This window comes from Jhaorihella thermophila (genome assembly GCF_900108275.1).
GTDB lineage: Bacteria > Pseudomonadota > Alphaproteobacteria > Rhodobacterales > Rhodobacteraceae > Jhaorihella > Jhaorihella thermophila.
This window is the reverse complement of the sequence record NZ_FNVD01000068.1, coordinates 1-1,032: the sequence shown is the minus strand read 5'-3', so window position 1 is coordinate 1,032 and position 1,032 is coordinate 1. Positions and strand designations below refer to the sequence as shown.

Sequence of the window (1,032 nt, the reverse complement as noted above, 5' to 3'; positions counted from 1 at the left end):
CATGAACGCCTTCGAACGCTACCTGACCCTCTGGGTTGCGCTGTGCATCGTGGCGGGGATCGTGCTGGGGCAGATGTTTCCCGGCTTCTTCCACGCGATCGGCGGCCTTGAGGTCGCCCGCGTCAACCTGCCGGTGGCGGTTCTGATCTGGCTGATGGTCATCCCGATGCTGCTGAAGATCGACTTTGCCGCGCTGGGCAAGGTGCTGGGCCACTGGCGCGGAGTCGGGGTGACGCTGTTCGTCAACTGGGCGGTCAAGCCGTTTTCCATGGCGCTTCTGGCCTGGATCTTCATCGGCTGGCTGTTCCGCCCGCTGCTGCCCGAGGACCAGATCGACAGCTACATTGCCGGGCTCATCATCCTGGCCGCCGCGCCCTGCACGGCAATGGTGTTCGTGTGGTCGAACCTCTCGGATGGCGAGCCGCATTTCACACTGTCACAGGTGGCGCTGAACGACACGATCATGGTCTTCGCCTTCGCGCCGATCGTGGCCTTCCTGCTGGGCCTCAGCGCGATCACCGTGCCGTGGGAGACGCTCCTGCTGTCGGTGGCGCTCTATATCGTGGTGCCGGTGGTGATCGCGCAGCTGGTCCGCCGCAACCGGCTGGCCAAGGGCGGCGAGGTGGCGCTGAAGGCGCTTCTGGATCGGCTCGGGCCGACTTCGGTGGTGGCGCTGCTGGCAACGCTGGTGTTGCTGTTCGGGTTTCAGGGCGAACAGATCCTCGCCCAGCCGATGATCATCGCGCTTCTGGCGGTGCCAATTCTGATCCAGGTCTATTTCAACTCGGGTCTGGCCTATCTTCTGAACCGGGCCAGCGGCGAGGCGCATTGCGTCGCGGCACCCTCGGCGCTGATCGGGGCGTCGAACTTCTTCGAACTGGCGGTGGCGACGGCGATCAGCCTGTTCGGCTTCACCTCGGGCGCGGCGCTGGCCACCGTTGTGGGCGTGCTGATCGAGGTGCCGGTGATGCTGAGCGTGGTGAAGATCGTCAACGCCACCAAGCCGTGGTATGAACGCGGCCCGGCGGTCCG

At 65.2% G+C, this 1,032-nt stretch carries 1 protein-coding gene; it reads left to right on the top strand.

Annotation, left to right across the window (positions count from 1 at the left end; genetic code table 11):
- Position 1 precedes the first annotated feature (1 nt).
- A partial coding sequence (arsB, locus tag C4S70_RS18440; RefSeq protein WP_104009522.1) for an ACR3 family arsenite efflux transporter occupies positions 2 to 1,032 on the top strand: 1,031 nt, incomplete at its 3' end.